We start from the raw sequence: 13557 nt of genomic DNA on the forward strand, positions 1-13557 counted from the left end.
TCCGGGGGCCTGTCGATGCTGAGGATGCATCGGCTAGGCTTGCCGGACCGGTTCGGGGGAATCGGCGGTCCGGTCGCGACACCGGATCAGGGGACGGGGGAGCAACCATGGACACCAGGACCGAGTTCGCCGTGCACACGGGCGACCGGTGCACCGCGATGGAGGCCGCCGGCGCGGCACTCCGCACGGCGGGACACCGCGTCGAGTCGACCGGTGGGACCCTCACCGCGACGACCGGCAACCTGCTGCTGACGATCCTGCTCGGCGCGCTCGTGCACCCGTCCCGCGAGTTCCGCCGCTACGAGCTGTCGACGACCGTCACCGGGGCCTCCACCACGATCACGCTGCGGCACCGCGGACACGGCACGGCCGTCTCCGGCGGCAGCATCGGCGCGAGCCGGCGACGGGCCGCGTGGCACGAGGTGAACGCGGCGATCGAGCGCGCGCTGCGCGCGGCCGGCGTGCTGCAGACGCGGACCGAGACCGGGTCGCACTCCGCGCTGTAGGGCCGACCCCAGGGCGGACGGGAGGCCCGGTGTGCGTCCGCCACGTGCCTCTTGGCACACACCTGGCCAAGTGCACAGCCGAAGTGCGTCCGCACCGCTGTGCACGCAGCCCGGGAACGACGAAAGCCCGGCGAACAGATCGCCGGGCTTGCTGTAGCGAGGGCGGGACTTGAACCCGCGACCCCACGATTATGAGTCGTGTGCTCTAACCAACTGAGCTACCCCGCCAGAGATCCGGAGCGACACGCGCACCGGGTCGGAGCCCCGAGTCAGGATTGAACTGACGACCCCCTCCTTACCATGGAGGTGCTCTACCACTGAGCTATCGGGGCGATGTGCCGCGAACGGCACCACACGAGGATAGCAGACCTCCGACGCTGCTCCGGAACCGGGCGAGACGCCCGGGCGTGCCGCGTCGGCGACCGCTAGTTCGCGTTGGTCTGGAGCCACGCCAGCGGGTCCACGGGGACCCCGTCGACGTGCACTTCGAGGTGCAGGTGCGGGCCCGTGGAGTTGCCCGTGCTGCCCACGAGACCGAGCTCGTCGCCGACCTCGATCTGCTGACCGGTGACCACCTTGAAGGAGTTGTCCTCCATGTGGCCGTACACGCTGACGAACTGCTTGCCGTCGACGTCGTGCTCCACCCAGACGTCGTTGCCGAAGCCGCCGTCGTTCGCCTGGACCTTGATGACGGTGCCGGCGGCGATCACCCGGATCGGGGTGCCCTCGCCGGGAGCGAAGTCGACGCCCATGTGGTTCGTCGAGCAGAACGAGCAGCCCGCGACCTGACGACCGCCGAAGCCGGAGGTGATCGGGACGCCGGTGAGGAACGGCCACTGGATCGTGCCGGTCGGGTCGTTGGTGAAGCTCGAGGCGTCGACGTTCTTGTACTGCGTGGCGTCCGACACCGTGTACTGGTCGCGGCTCGTCGACCCGTCGGCTGCGGCGCTGACGCTCATCGACTGGGTCGCACCGCTCGCCGTCGACCGGGCCGCGGTCGAGCCGGTCTCCGGCACGTAGAGCGCCTGGGCGGGCAGCGACGTCGAGACGACGAGACCGGCGACGAAGAGGAGCGCACCGACGGCCGTCACGCGCGAGGCCGCACGGCGGAACGAGGCACCCTGCTTCCGGGCGGCCGGAGCCGGGGCGGGCACGGCGGCGGTGCGGCTGGCCGCGATGTGCCGGGTGGCGCGGTCGACCTGCACGGCCGGTGCGGCACGGCCGGTCCGCCGACGGGACGCCGGGACCTGGCCGATGACACGGCGGGGCTGGGGCGCGACGGACTCCGCTGCAGCCGTCGCGGTGTGCGGCGCCGTGGCGCGGACGTCCGGCGAGGTGGGAGCCGGCGGCGTCGTGATGCGCGAGGCCGGACGGACCGCCGACTCGGGCAGCGCGGGCGACACCGGTGCGAGGTCGATCGGCGACACGGGAGCCGCGGCCGACGACGGCGTGGTCAGCCCGACGACCTCGTCGAACGACGGGCCCGCGGCACGGTCAGCTGCGACGTCCTGCGCGTGGTCCTGCGTGACGGGAGCACCCTTCGCAGCCGCTCGCTCCGCCTCGATCCGTGCTCGTCGGGTCAGGTGGACGACCGGGGTGGCGGCGTCGACGGGACCGGTGGGGACGGACGTCAGTGGGGAGTGGGGCATGCGTGCGGTGGCGATCCTGATCGGGGAAGGGGCGCGCTCGTTGGTAACGAGCAGATAACGGGACCTGAGCACGGTAGCAAACGTCGTCGCACGTCGCCAGTCGTGGTCGTGTCCACCGGGCACCCCCAGACCGAGGGACCGACGGACCTCAGACGCCGAGCGCCTCGGCTTCCAGCCCGCGCAGCAGCGCCTCGAGGTCGTCGGCCACCCCGGGGCTCGCGAACAGGAAGGAACGGGTGCCGCCGGCCTCCCAGATGCGGACCGATGCTCCGGCCTCACGCGCGACGACGGAGCCGCCGGCCATGTCCCACGGGTTGATCCCGCGCTCGTAGTAGGCGTCGACGACCCCGGTCCCGACCGCGCAGCAGTCGAGCGACGCCGCTCCCCCGCGCCGGATGTCCCGCACCTCGCCGATCAGCCCGGCGAGCACGGACACCTGCTCACGGCGCCGGTCGGCCGTGTACCCGAAGCCCGTCGCCACGAGCGTCTCGGCGAGCGAGGCTGGAGCGCTGACGGACAGGGGGACGCCGTCACGGGTGGCGCCCTGTCCGGCGGCGGCACGGAACACCACTCCGGTCGCGGGGGCCACCACGACACCGGCGATCGGCTCCCACGTCGTCGGGTCGGCGGAACCCCGCACGACGCCGATGCTCACGCCGTACTCGGCGCTGCCGTACAGGTAGTTCACCGTGCCGTCGATCGGGTCGACGACCCAGGTGATGCCCGACTCCCCCGACGCGGAGCCGGACTCCTCGCCGTGGAACGCGTCATCCGGCCGGGCCTCGGCGATCCGGGCACGGATGAGCGCCTCGACCTCGCGGTCCGCCGCCGTGACCACGTCGACGATGCTCGACTTCCGGTCGGCGACCTCGACCCCCTCGGTCCGTCGTCGTGCGGCGAGCGTGGCCGCTTCGCGCGCGATCGTCTCGGCGAGGTCGGCGAACTGGGACGGTGCGAGGTCGGATGCCATGCACCGATCCTGCCAGGGACGACGAAAGCCCCGTCCGGGTCGGACGGGGCTTCGCGATGGTGGCAAGTGAGGGATTCGAACCCCCGAAGGCTACGCCGGCTGATTTACAGTCAGATCCCTTTGGCCGCTTGGGTAACTTGCCATGCGCACCCAGCCGGTGTGATCACCAACCGAAGGCGCGCACAAAAGCATAGCGGATCCGGAACGGTGGTCGTGACCACCGCGAGCCGATCCGCGCGACCGGAACCGGGCCTCCAGTCCGCCGTTAGGCTGTCCGGCATGGCAGACAGTTCCTTCGACGTGGTCAGCAAGGTCGACAAGATGGAGGCGGAGAACGCCCTCAACCAGGCGGCCAAGGAGATCGAGCAGCGGTACGACTTCAAGGGCGCGGACGCGTCGGTCGCCTTCAGCGGCGAGGACGTCCTCATCAAGGCGAACTCGGAAGAGCGCGCGAAGGCCGTCCTCGACGTCCTGCAGAGCAAGGCGATCAAGCGCAACATCAGCCTGAAGAGCCTCGACGCCGGCGACCCCTACCCCTCGGGCAAGGAGTACCGCATCGAGGTGAAGTTCAAGAACGGCATCGAGCAGGACGTCGCGAAGAAGATCGGCGCGTTCCTGCGCGCCAACGCCCCGAAGACCGTGAAGAGCCAGATCCAGGGCGACGAACTGCGGGTCTCCTCGAAGAGCCGCGACGACCTCCAGAACACGATCCAGCTCCTCAAGGGTGAAGAGTTCGACGTCCCGTTGCAGTACATCAACTTCCGCTGACGTCCGTGGAGCACTGGCTCACCGTCGCGATCACGGTCCTGGCCGTCCTGCTGGACCTGGCGATCCGCGTCTTCTCGATCATCTACGTCCCGATCAACCGGAAGCCGCAGACGGCGACCGCCTGGTTGCTCGCGATCTTCCTGATCCCCTACATCGGTTTCATCGTCTTCCTCGTCATCGGGTCGACGAAGCTGCCGCGTGCCCGGCGTGAGAAGCAGACCGAGATCAACGCGTACATCCTCGAACAGACCGAGGGCATCGAACGCGTGCGCCGTGACCACCCGTGGCCGCTGTGGCTCGAGAGCATCACCACGCTGAACCGCGAACTCGGCGCGATGCCGCTGGTCGGCGGCAACTCGGCGGAGCTCTACCCCGACTCCGAGGAGTCGATCGCGGAGATGACCCGGGCGATCGAGCAGTCGCGGCGGTTCGTGCACGTCGAGTTCTACATCGCGACGCTCGACGACACCACGCGACCGTTCTTCGACGCGCTCGCCCGTGCACAGGCCCGCGGCGTCACCGTCCGGTTCCTGCTCGACCACTGGGCCAGCCGCGGTTACCCCGGGTACAAGGACACGCTGGCGTTCATGGACCGCGCCGGCATCGAGTGGCACCTCATGCTCCCGCTGCTGCCGCTGCAGGGGAAGTTCCAGCGCCCCGACCTGCGCAACCACCGGAAGATCATGGTCATCGACGGCTCGGTCGCGTTCACCGGGTCGCAGAACCTGATCGACCCCTCGTACGACATCAAGTCGCACATCGAGAAGGGCATGGTCTACAAGGACCTGTTCGCCCGGTTCGAGGGACCGGTCGTCGCGGGGTTGAACGCCCTGTTCGTCACCGACTGGTACAGCGAGACCGACGAACTGCTGCTCCGTGAGAGCGACCCCGTCCAGCGGGCCGACCGCGGCGACGCCCTCGACTGCCAGGTCGTGCCGTCCGGGCCCGGGTTCGACGGCGAGAACAACCTGCGCCTGTTCAACGCACTGCTCTACTCGGCGCAGAAGAAGGTGTCGATCACCTCGCCGTACTTCGTGCCGGACGACTCGATGCTCTACGCCATCACGACGACCGCCCAGCGCGGCGTCGAGGTCGAGCTCTTCGTCGGCGAGATGGGCGACCACGCCATGACGTGGCACGCGCAGCGCTCGTACTACGAGGGACTCCTCCGCGCCGGCGTGCGGATCTGGCTGTACCGGGCACCGACGATCCTGCACGCCAAGCACTTCACCATCGACGACGAGGTGTCGGTGATCGGGTCGAGCAACATGGACATGCGCTCGTTCAGCCTGAACCTCGAGGTCTCCGTGATGGTCCGGGGCCACCGCTTCGTCGACGCCCTGCGCGAGGTGCAGGACGCCTACAAGGAGCACAGCTTCGAGCTCACGCTCGACGAGTGGGTCGACCGTCCGCGCCGGTCCAAGGTGCTCGACAACGTCGCGCGGCTCACGGCAGCGCTGCAGTAGCGGACGACCGGGAGGCGCGGCTCGCCTCCGCCGCGCACGGTGCGTCGTCAGCCACCCGGTGCGACCTCCGCAGCACGGTGCGTCGCGACAGCGTGTCACCCAGCGGGCAAGCCCGCGGTGAACGAACAACGCTGCACCGTGCGGCAGCGCTCCGGGACCGGATCGGCCCGGCAGGAGCGCTCAGCGCATCGGGACGGTGGACGCCAGGGCCGCGACGGCCCGCTCGAGCGGGCCCCGGCCGAGGAACCGGCGCCAGACCATCGCGAACACGACCGAGCCCAGCGCGAACCAGCCCCACGCCTCGGCCGACTCCGGGTACTCGGGCAGCATCGCGATCACCACGAGGTGTCCCGAGTAGATCGTCAGGGGCATCGACCCGACGGCGGCGAGCGGGAACGCGATCCGCTCGGCGACCCGCCCGCGCCCGTCGAACACCAGGGTGCAGAGCGCGATGACCGCCACCGCCACCCCCGCGGTGCCGACCACGTCCACCGTCGTCGACGAGTGGTCGCGCGGTGACAGGAAGAGCTGGGCGAGGGCCTCGGCCGGCGTGCTGCCCTCGGCGGCGTACGGGACCCCCGGGAACGCGAACGCCGCCCCGGACGGAAGCGGCGCGAGGACCGTGCCGACGACGTACGCGGTGGCGGCGACCAGTGCGCCGGATGCGAGGAGCGCGACCTGCGTGCTCCGCGCCCCCAGACCGGCCCGGGCGACCGCGAGACCGACGAGGACGTACGCCAGGAAGGTGACCACGGGGTAGACCAGGCCGAGCTGCTGTCCGACCATGCCCGCGTCGGCGTAGGCCGGTGCGGTCGCGACAGCGACGATCGGCGACAGCACGGCGCAGGCGCCCGCGATGGCGAGGAGCCACGCCGGGCGGACCCGGAGCACCGGGATCACCAGCAGGAACAGCACTCCGTACGTCGGCAGGATGACGTAGACCGGGGTGTCCAACGCGATGAGCACGAACCCGATGCCGACGACGGCCGCGGCGCGGACCGCCAGGCGCGCCCGGACCCGCCCGATCGTCGGCGGTCCTGGCGGAGTCGTGCGACCGCTCGTCAGCCCGATCGACACCCCCGCGAGGACTGCGAACAGCGTGGACGGGCGCCCGTGCGCCACGGCGGACCACGTCGACGGATCGGACCAGTCGAGCTGGTCCGCGATGCCGCCGATGTGCGCGGCCATCATGCCGAGCAACGCGACGGCCCGCGCGACGTCGACGCCCTGCAGTCGCACGCCGGACACGGACGCGCCCCGCACCGCGGTGGGTGGGACGGGGCGCGTGTCGGTCATCGGTGTCAGTTCGTGGGCACGTCGACGCGACCGAGGGACACGTCGATCATCTCGTCGCGGGGCACGACCTTGATGCGCTCACGGCCCTCGGCAGCACCGAGCGCGAGCTCGTGGGTGTCCAGGTGGTGCCAGCCCTCGAGATCGGTGTACTCGACGCCACGCTCGCGGAGCAGGGCCGGGATCGCACCCTCGGAGGGGTCCTCCGGCGTCCACCAGCTCGCCTGGTCGTTGACGATGTGCTGCACGGTCTCCATGGCGTCGGACTTCGTGTGCCCGATGAGCCCGACCGGACCGCGCTTGATCCACCCGGTGGCGTAGACGCCCGGGATCTGCTGGTTGTCGTCGTCGAGGACCTGGCCCTCGTGGTTCGGGATGACGCCATGGCGCTCGTCGAACGGCAGCCCGGGCAGCGGGGAACCGAAGTAGCCGACGGCGCGGTAGGCCGCCTGGATCGGGATCTCACGGATCTCGCCCGTGCCCTCGACACCGCCCTCGCCGTTCGGCCGGGTGCGCTCGTACCGGATCGCGGTGAGGTTGCCCTGCTCGTCGCCGACGAACTCGGTCGGCTTCGCGTAGAAGTGCAGGTGCAGCCGCCGGCTCGCCTGGCCGGTCTCGCGGGTGCGCCACTGCTCGAGCACCCGGTTGATGACCATGACCTGCTTGTTCGTGGCGATCGCGGTCTTCGACGCCTCGTCGTGGTCGAAGTCCTCGTCGTAGACGACCATGTCGACGTCACGGACCTCGCCGAGCTCGCGGAGCTCGAGCGGCGTGAACTTCACCTGGGCAGGACCACGGCGGCCGAAGACGTGGACGTCCGTGACGGGCGACGCCTTGAGGCCCTCGTACACGTTCGCCGGGATCTCGGTCGGCAGCAGGTCGTCGGCGTGCTTCGCGAGGATGCGGGAGACGTCGAGCGCGACGTTGCCGACGCCGATCACCGCGACGCTCTCCGCGGTCAGCGGCCAGGTGCGCGGGACGTCGGGGTGACCGTCGAACCAGCTGACGAAGTCGGCGGCACCGTAGGAGCCCCGGAGGTCGACGCCGGGGACGTCGAGGTCGGCGTCCTTGATCGCGCCCGTCGAGAAGACGACCGCGTTGTAGTGCTTCTTCAGGTCCTCGAGGGTGATGTCCTCGCCGAAGCGGACGTTGCCGAACAGCCGGACGACACCGCGGTCGAGCACGTCGCGCAGGGCGTTGACGATGCCCTTGATCCGCGGGTGGTCGGGTGCGACGCCGTAGCGAACGAGTCCGTACGGCGCGGGGAGCTGCTCGAACAGGTCGATCGACACGTCGTGTCCGTGGGCCTCGCGCAGCAGGATGTCCGCGGCGTAGATGCCGGCGGGTCCGGCGCCGACGATGGCGATTCGGAGGGTGGGCACTGATCGTCTCCAGTTCGTTCGGGTGGGGTGCTCCCGGTGGTGCGTCCCGCGCGGCGACCGTGGGGTCGACCGGTCGCGGGTGGTGTTCAGCGGCTGCGGTCGACGACGGAGTCGGCGAAGCGGGTGAGTGCCCGCTTGACGGTGCCGTCGGGCAACGGGGCGAGGGCGTCCACGGCTTCGCGGGCCCAGCGGACCGCGACCGTGCGCGTCGACGCAGTCGCCTCGTGGTCACGCAGTGCGGCGACGGCCGACTGGTACGGCACGGAGCCGACCGCGTCGTCCGGGGCGCCGTTCACGTCACGCTCGATGCGCAGGACGAGGTCCTGCGCCGCCGGGTCGGTCGCCGCGTGCCGCCGCAGGTGCAGCATCGGCAGCGTGTCGACGCCGGCACGGAGGTCGTTGCCGGCGATCTTGCCGGTCTTGTCCGTCGCCGGTGCCAGGTCGATGACGTCGTCGACGAGCTGGAAGGCGACGCCCACCTTCTCGCCGAAGGTCCCGACGGCGTCGAGGTAGGCACGGTCGGCACCGGAGAACATGACACCGGCGCGGGCGGCGGTCGCGATGAGCGAGCCGGTCTTGTCGCTGAGCACCTGGATGTAGTGCTCGACCGGGTCGTCGTCGGGCTGCGGGCCGGTGGTCTCGTGCAGCTGACCCATGCAGAGGCGCTGGAAGGTCTCGGCCTGCATCCGGATGCCCTCGGTACCCAGGTCGGCGGTGATGAGGCTGGCGCGGGCGAAGAGCAGGTCGCCGGTCAGGATCGCGACGTTGTTGCCGTACGTGATCTGCGCTGCGGGGACCCCGCGGCGGACGGGCGCTTCGTCCATGACGTCGTCGTGGTAGAGCGACGCCAGGTGGGTCGTCTCGATGCTGACGGCGGCCTTGACCACGGCGTCGGTCACCCCGTCGCCGAGCTGCGCGATGAGCAGCGTCAGCGTCGGACGGATCCGCTTGCCGCCCGCGGACAGCAGGTAGCGGCTCGTGGTGTCGGCCAGGGTGTCCGTGGAACGCATGGCGTCCTCGAGCCCCTGCTCGACGAGCTCGAGACCGTCGTCGACGGCGGCGATGAAGCGGCGGTCGGCGGGCGTGGCGAACAACCGCTCGCCGATGCCCAGCGAGGCGCGGAGGCTCGGCGCGCGACGTGCGACCGGGACGCTCGGATTCAAGTGCTGCTCCGTCTTCGGGGGATGGTGACCGGTCAGTCGTCGGCCGGGTCGACGCGCGGCTGCTCGCCGGTGGCCTGGTGGTCGCGGCGTGCCTTCGCACGACGGGCCGCGGACTCGCGCACCGTGTCGGCGACGGGCTTGCGACCACGGTGCAGTGCGACGATACCGGCCGTGAGGTTCCGGTAGGCGACCACGGAGAACCCGACGCCGCGCAGCCACTGGGTGAGGACCTGCTGGTCCGGCCAGGCGTCGATCGACTCGGCGAGGTAGCGGTAGGCGGCGGGGTTGCTGCTCGAGAGCTTCGCGATGCCCGGGAGCACGCGCTTCAGGTAGGTGCCGTAGCCGAGGCGCAGCAGCGCACGCGGCGGGGTCGAGAACTCGCAGATGACCACTCGGCCGCCGGGCTTGAGGACCCGCAGCATCTCGGCGAGCGCCTGCTTCGGGTCGTTCACGTTGCGCAGCCCGAACGAGATCGTGACGGCGTCGAACGTGTCGTCGTCGAAGGGCAGGTGCTCTGCATCGCCCTCGACGAAGGTGATCTCGGGGTGCCGCTCGCGACCGACCGCGATCATGCCTGCGGAGAGGTCGAGCGCGCTGACCTCTGCCCCCTTCTTCGCGAAGGCCGCGGCACTCGTCCCGGTGCCCGCGGCGATGTCGAGGACCTTCTCGCCGGGCTGGGGGTCGACCGCCCGCACCGTGGCGACACGCCACAGCGGTGCGTTGCCCGCCGACAGGATGTCGTTCGTGAGGTCGTACTTGGCCGCGACGTCGTCGAACATCGCCGCCACCTCGTCCGGCCGCTTGTTCAGGTCCGCTCTGCTCACCCGACCAATCCTAGAGGTCCCGACCGTACGTTCACCGGACTCGCAGCAACGGCCCACTCGTCGAGCGCGCGGCCAGGTGGTCCACCGACCGCGCGTAGCATCGGAGCCGTGACCCGAACCACCACGGCGGCGCCCCCGCTGACGGTCTCCACCCGGATCCTCGACGACCCGGGCACCGTCCTCCGCCACACCCTGCGCGACCGTCCCCTGGCCTTCGTCCGGAACGGTGACGGCATCGTCGGCATCGGGGAGGCGCTGCGGTTCACGTTCACCGGCCCCGACCGGATGCGCGACGCCGCCGCGGTGTGGCGCACCGTCGTGGAGTCGGCCGTCGTCGACGACCCGGTGCAGCTGCGCGGCTCCGGCCTGGTCGCGTTCGGCTCCTTCGCCTTCGCCGACGACTCCGCCGACGAGAGCGTCCTGATCGTCCCGCGCGTGGTCATCGGCCGTCGGCGCGGCAAGGCCTGGCTCACAGCGATCGACACGACCGTCGGTGCCGAGCCGCTCACGTTCACGCGGACCTCGGTGCCGGTCCCCCACGTCGGACCACACGTCTCCGTCGCGCTGCACCCCGGCCGGATCGACGAGGCCGCCTACGCCGCGAACGTCGCCGAGGCCGTGCGGCGCATCGCCGCCGGGAGCGCGCAGAAGGTCGTCCTCGCCCGCGACCTCGTCGGCGAGATGCCAGCGAACGCCGACCACCGCGCCCTGCTGCTCGACCTCGCCGCCGCCTACCCGCAGTGCGTCACCTTCGCGGTCGACGGCCTGGTCGGTGCGACCCCCGAGACGCTCGCCCGCACCGACGGCACCCGGTTGACGGCGCGGGTGCTGGCCGGCAGCGCCGCACGCGGCGAAGACGAGGTGTCGGACCGTGCCGCTGCCGAAGCCCTCGCCGCCAGCGCGAAGGACGTCGAGGAACACGCGTTCGCGATCGACAGCCTGCTCGCCTCGCTCCGCCCGCTCGTGACCGAGTTGCGCGCCGACCCCGAGCCGTTCCGGCTGCAGCTGCCGAACCTGTGGCACCTGGCGACCGACGTGCAGGCGACCCTGCCGCCGGACACCACCTCGCTCGACGTCGCCGACGCCCTGCACCCGACCGCCGCCGTCGCGGGCACCCCGACCGACGTGGCCGTCCGGCTCGTCGCCGAGCTCGAGGGCGTCGACCGCGGTCGCTACGCCGGCCCGGTGGGCTGGATGAGCGCCACCGGCGACGGTGAGTGGATGCTGGCGCTCCGCAGCGCCCGGATCGACGACGGCGGCACCGTCCGGGCCTGGGCGGGTGCGGGCGTCGTCGCGGGGTCGGAACCGGCGCGCGAGGTCGCCGAGACCGCCCTGAAGTTCCGACCGGTCACCGACGCGCTGGCCTGAGCGGCGCTGCGGCCACGCGTCAGTCGGCCAGCGGGACCTCGATCACGACGCGCTCGGCCGGGTCGGTGAGCACCCGCTCGAGGTCGCCCCACGTCTCCGCGCGGCGGTACTCCCAGCCGAGGCCGGTCACGACCCGTTCGACGTCGACGTGCTGCGGGGTCGACATCATCCGCCGCATGTCCTCTGGTGGGGTGGTGCGTGCCACCTCGAGCCCACGGAAGATCGCGCCGCCGTGGTCGTTGCCGACGACGACCTGCACCCGGTGCGTGCGTTCCTCGGCGCCCGTGACGAACGCCCCGAGGTCGTGCAGCAGGGTCAGGTCGCCGAGCAGCACGCGCGTGGTGCCCACCGACGCCGACGACTGTTCCAGGGCCGCGGCGATCCCGAGCGCCGTCGACACGGTGCCGTCGATGCCGGCGAGCCCGCGGTTCGCGTGCACCCGGATCTTCTTGCCGAGCACGCGCCCGTCGGCGACGCGGATGATCTGCGAGGCGCCGAACACGAGCCGGTCGTGCGGCCACGTCACGCCCCACACGGCGTCGGCGAGCATCGCGCGGTCGACGGGTCGGCGGCGGAGGGCGACCTCGTCGCGCAGGAACTTGTTGCGTTCGGCGCGGTCCGTTGACCGCTTGGCGCCGAGGTCGGGTCCGGCGTCACCGTCGCCCAACAGCTGACGGCTCGCACCGACCCAGCGGCCGACCCACGCACGGTGCTCCGGCCGGGTCCGGCCCGTCACGCGGACGTCGGACACGAAGGTGGTGTCGGAGGGCCGGGAGGCGCGGGCCGGGTCGAAGGGGTCGGCCGCGTGTCCGCGGACCACGATCGTCTCGACCCCCTGCCGCTGCAGGAGCGCCGGGACCTCGCGGCTCAGGGTGGGGTGGCCGAGCACGACGGCACGACGGACCGCGCCGCCGAAGTCCTGGTCGCGCAGGAGTTCGCGGTAGGTGACGACGAGGTTCCGGCCGAACCGTGCGCCGCTGGAGACCTCGGCGAGCAGGGGCGCCCCGAGCTCCCACGCGATGCGCTCGGCGTCCTCGCCGGCGTCGTGCCCGGCGATGACGACCGTGCCCGGCTCGTCGTCCGGCGACAGTTCGGCCACCGGGAGTCCGCCGTGCGCACGACGGGTGGCGAACGCGGTGTCGACCTCGTCGTCGGGGACGCCCTGCACGCGCTCGGCGTCGAGGCCGGCGGACAGGGGTTCACGGAACGCGACGTTGAGCTGCGCCGGCCCCGGCTGCCCGGTGTGTCCGGCGGCCGCGGCGACGGCCTGGCGGGCGAGGTCGCGGAGCGCTGCACGCACCGAGGCGTCGGCTCCGTGCGCAGAGGGCGCCTCGACGTCGCGGACGAAGGCGACCGCGTCGCCGAACATCCCCGGCTGCACGGTGGTCTGGTTGCTGCCGATGCCGCGGAGCTCGTCCGGCCGGTCGGCGCTCAGCACGATCATCGGCACACCGGAGTGGTGCGCTTCGAGGACGGCCGGGTGCAGGTTGGCGACGGCGGTACCCGAGGTCGTCACGACGGCGGCCGGTCGACCGGACTCCACCGCGAGACCGAGGGCGAAGAACCCGGCGGTGCGCTCGTCGAGCCGGACGTGGACGGTCAGGCCGCCGGCACGCTCGAGGGCGACGGCCGCGAGCGCAAGGGCCTGGGATCGTGAGCCCGGGCTGACGACGACGTCGGTGACGCCGGCGCGCACGAGTTCCTGCAGCAGCGTCAGGGCGGCGTCCGTCGCCGGACTGCCCGATCCGGCGGGACCGTCAGCGATCGGTGCGGCCGTCGTCGTCTCGGTCGTGGAACTGGTCTTCGAGGTCTCGGAGGGTCGCGTCGTCCTGGTCCTTGTCCGTGAGGGTGTCCCCCGGAACGGGCGTGGTGCCGAGGAAGTCCGGGTCGTCTTCGGGTCCACGGTACCGGGCGGTCGTGCCCGGGGACGCCGGCGAGCGGCCGAGCAGGAACCAGAGCACCCCACCGAGGACGGGGAGGACGATCACGAGGAGGATCCAGACACCGCGTCTGAGGGATCGGACACGTTCGCGGGGCATCGTCGCGCAGTCGATGGCCGCGTACACCGTGAAGGCGACAGCGGCGACGACGACGATCAACCACAAGCGGACCATGCCCAGGAGTCTAGGTCGCGAGCCTGTGACGACCCTGCCGGTCGGCCGTCCGTA

The 13557-nt window shown here is 71.5% G+C and carries 12 protein-coding genes and 3 tRNA genes; 4 read left to right on the forward strand and 11 right to left on the reverse strand.

The window, feature by feature from the left end:
- Positions 1 to 107 precede the first annotated feature (107 nt).
- Positions 108 to 506: a hypothetical protein gene (locus tag M4960_RS04650; RefSeq protein WP_248703605.1), complete on the forward strand. Its 399-nt coding sequence runs from the start codon at positions 108 to 110 to the stop codon at positions 504 to 506.
- Between the two features lie 154 nt (positions 507 to 660).
- On the opposite strand, the gene M4960_RS04655 is transcribed toward M4960_RS04650, so the two are convergent.
- The 5 genes from M4960_RS04655 to M4960_RS04675 form a co-directional block, all read right to left on the reverse strand.
- Positions 661 to 734, reverse strand: a tRNA-Met gene (locus M4960_RS04655).
- 32 nt (positions 735 to 766) lie between these two features.
- A tRNA-Thr gene (locus M4960_RS04660) sits at positions 767 to 838 on the reverse strand.
- A 93-nt stretch (positions 839 to 931) separates the two neighbouring features.
- Positions 932 to 2155 (reverse strand): M23 family metallopeptidase, encoded by a 1224-nt coding sequence (locus tag M4960_RS04665; protein WP_159573795.1) that lies wholly within the window; start codon positions 2153 to 2155, stop codon positions 932 to 934.
- Between the two features lie 148 nt (positions 2156 to 2303).
- Positions 2304 to 3125, reverse strand: coding sequence for an inositol monophosphatase family protein (locus M4960_RS04670; protein ID WP_248703606.1), 822 nt, complete (start codon positions 3123 to 3125; stop codon positions 2304 to 2306).
- A 57-nt stretch (positions 3126 to 3182) separates the two neighbouring features.
- A tRNA-Tyr gene (locus M4960_RS04675) sits at positions 3183 to 3267 on the reverse strand.
- A gap of 137 nt (positions 3268 to 3404) precedes the next feature.
- Between M4960_RS04675 and M4960_RS04680 the strand changes: the two genes are divergently transcribed.
- Both M4960_RS04680 and cls read left to right on the forward strand, forming a co-directional pair.
- On the forward strand, positions 3405 to 3893 hold the full coding sequence (locus M4960_RS04680) for a YajQ family cyclic di-GMP-binding protein (protein WP_111084269.1): 489 nt from the start codon (positions 3405 to 3407) through the stop codon (positions 3891 to 3893).
- A 5-nt stretch (positions 3894 to 3898) separates the two neighbouring features.
- Positions 3899 to 5359, forward strand: a complete 1461-nt coding sequence (gene cls / locus M4960_RS04685; RefSeq protein WP_123292102.1) for a cardiolipin synthase — start codon at positions 3899 to 3901, stop codon at positions 5357 to 5359.
- A gap of 180 nt (positions 5360 to 5539) precedes the next feature.
- Here the strand turns inward: cls and M4960_RS04690 are convergent, their stop codons facing one another.
- The 4 genes from M4960_RS04690 to M4960_RS04705 form a co-directional block, all read right to left on the reverse strand.
- Positions 5540 to 6655, reverse strand: a complete 1116-nt coding sequence (locus M4960_RS04690; RefSeq protein WP_248703607.1) for a heparan-alpha-glucosaminide N-acetyltransferase domain-containing protein — start codon at positions 6653 to 6655, stop codon at positions 5540 to 5542.
- Positions 6656 to 6660: 5 nt separating this feature from the next.
- Positions 6661 to 8034 carry an FAD-dependent oxidoreductase gene (locus M4960_RS04695; RefSeq protein WP_123338847.1) on the reverse strand — a complete coding sequence of 458 codons (1374 nt, stop codon included), beginning with the start codon at positions 8032 to 8034 and terminating at the stop codon, positions 6661 to 6663.
- An 86-nt stretch (positions 8035 to 8120) separates the two neighbouring features.
- Positions 8121 to 9197 (reverse strand): polyprenyl synthetase family protein, encoded by a 1077-nt coding sequence (locus tag M4960_RS04700; RefSeq protein ID WP_111084273.1) that lies wholly within the window; start codon positions 9195 to 9197, stop codon positions 8121 to 8123.
- Between the two features lie 32 nt (positions 9198 to 9229).
- On the reverse strand, positions 9230 to 10021 hold the full coding sequence (locus M4960_RS04705) for a demethylmenaquinone methyltransferase (RefSeq protein ID WP_123313846.1): 792 nt from the start codon (positions 10019 to 10021) through the stop codon (positions 9230 to 9232).
- A gap of 108 nt (positions 10022 to 10129) precedes the next feature.
- Between M4960_RS04705 and M4960_RS04710 the strand changes: the two genes are divergently transcribed.
- A complete protein-coding gene (locus tag M4960_RS04710; protein ID WP_248703608.1) occupies positions 10130 to 11389 on the forward strand; it encodes an isochorismate synthase MenF in 1260 nt (419 codons plus the stop codon).
- 19 nt (positions 11390 to 11408) lie between these two features.
- Here M4960_RS04710 and menD read toward each other — a convergent pair whose 3' ends face one another.
- Both menD and M4960_RS04720 read right to left on the reverse strand, forming a co-directional pair.
- A complete protein-coding gene (gene menD, locus M4960_RS04715; protein WP_308221998.1) occupies positions 11409 to 13154 on the reverse strand; it encodes a 2-succinyl-5-enolpyruvyl-6-hydroxy-3-cyclohexene-1-carboxylic-acid synthase in 1746 nt (581 codons plus the stop codon).
- Positions 13147 to 13503: a PLD nuclease N-terminal domain-containing protein gene (locus tag M4960_RS04720; RefSeq protein ID WP_131921755.1), complete on the reverse strand. Its 357-nt coding sequence runs from the start codon at positions 13501 to 13503 to the stop codon at positions 13147 to 13149. The genes menD and M4960_RS04720 overlap by 8 nt, the downstream gene beginning before the upstream one ends.
- Positions 13504 to 13557 lie beyond the last annotated feature (54 nt).

Source organism: Curtobacterium sp. MWU13-2055 (genome assembly GCF_023242305.1).
Lineage (GTDB): Bacteria > Actinomycetota > Actinomycetes > Actinomycetales > Microbacteriaceae > Curtobacterium.

What these genes read in the sequence shown, in the direction of transcription:
- M4960_RS04670 (WP_248703606.1), bottom strand. Translation starts at nt 3,125, where the DNA reads ATGGCATCCGACCTCGCACCGTCCCAGTTCGCCGACCTCGCCGAGACG.
- M4960_RS04690 (WP_248703607.1), bottom strand. Translation starts at nt 6,655, where the DNA reads ATGACCGACACGCGCCCCGTCCCACCCACCGCGGTGCGGGGCGCGTCC.
- M4960_RS04720 (WP_131921755.1), bottom strand. Translation starts at nt 13,503, where the DNA reads ATGGTCCGCTTGTGGTTGATCGTCGTCGTCGCCGCTGTCGCCTTCACG.
- M4960_RS04665 (WP_159573795.1), bottom strand. Translation starts at nt 2,155, where the DNA reads ATGCCCCACTCCCCACTGACGTCCGTCCCCACCGGTCCCGTCGACGCC.
- M4960_RS04650 (WP_248703605.1), top strand. Translation starts at nt 108, where the DNA reads ATGGACACCAGGACCGAGTTCGCCGTGCACACGGGCGACCGGTGCACC.
- M4960_RS04680 (WP_111084269.1), top strand. Translation starts at nt 3,405, where the DNA reads ATGGCAGACAGTTCCTTCGACGTGGTCAGCAAGGTCGACAAGATGGAG.